Here is a 1,318-nt window from a genome sequence, read left to right as displayed (position 1 = left end):
AGTGCATTGTCATTACTAAACTCAGCGCGCCCTTCTCCGTGCGCCACAGCGACCGGTATACGCGTTCCCGCCATTCCTTGCAACATGATTGAATTTGATTCTAACAACTCAACCATCACTGCACGCGCTTCAAATTGCTCTGAGCGATTACGCACAAAATGCGGCCATAAATCTGCACCAGGAATAAGCTCACGCAAGTTCGATAACATCTGACAGCCGTTACACACGCCCAAGGCTAGGGTCTGATCACGATCAAAGAATGTTTGGAACTGATCCTTAACTTGCTCATTGAACAAAATCGATTTTGCCCAACCTTCACCTGCACCAAGTACGTCGCCATAAGAGAAGCCACCACATGCAACAAGCGCATTAAAATCAGCTAGATCTACGCGTTGAGCGCCGAGGTCACTCATGTGCACGTCTTGTGCTTCAAATCCTGCTCGCGTGAATGCTGCAGCCATTTCTGTTTGACCATTTACGCCTTGCTCACGCAATACAGCAATACGAGGTTTGGCCCCTGTATTAATATAAGGCGCAGCAACATCTTCATTGAGATCAAAGCTCAATTCAGCATGTAGACCAGGATTGTTGGCATCAGCTAAAGCATCAAACTCTTGCTGTGCACATTCTGAATTATCACGCAGGCTTTGCATTTTATAGCTGGTTGTAGACCACAGTTGCCACAAGCTAGAACGAGAACGCTCAATGACCGCTTTACCGTCAAAGCTACAACGCACCATGTCGTCATCATTTAATGTGCCGATCACTAACGTGTGTTCACCTAATCCTGCAGCAGTAAACTGCTGAAGCACTTCCTCGGTATCGGCAGCATTGACTTGAATCACCGCACCAAGCTCTTCATTAAACAATTCACGGGCAAAGTGTGAATCATCTTCAGCAAGCTGGTCGAGTTTGATGTCAACACCCACATGGCCTGCGAAGGACATCTCTGCCAAAGTCGCCAATAAACCGCCATCTGAACGGTCATGATAAGCCAATAGCTTACCGTCTTTGTTTAAGCCCTGAATCACAGCAAAGAAGGCTTTTAAGTCTTCAGAGTCATTAAGATCTGGCGCGATCGCACCAACCTGAGAATATACTTGAGCCAAAGCCGAACCGCCCAAACGGTTTTGACCGTTTGCAAGGTCAATCAAAATCAGAACAGTTGCTTGATCAGATACTTGCAGCTGAGGCGTTAGGGTCTGACGAACATCTACAACCGGTGCGAACCCTGAGATGATCAAAGACATTGGCGACACAACTGACTTATCTGCGCCGTCTTCTTTCCAAACTGTCTTCATAGACATCGAGTCTTTAC

The 1,318-nt window shown here is 47.0% G+C and carries 1 protein-coding gene; it reads right to left on the bottom strand.

Annotated features, from left to right (window positions below):
- Window positions 1–1,318 (bottom strand): phosphoribosylformylglycinamidine synthase subunit PurQ (locus A3762_RS18535; RefSeq protein WP_197469382.1); only part of this gene is annotated, 1,318 nt, incomplete at both ends.

It is taken from the genome of Oleiphilus sp. HI0125 (assembly GCF_001635355.1).
This window is presented reverse-complemented; position numbering and strand designations above follow the sequence as displayed.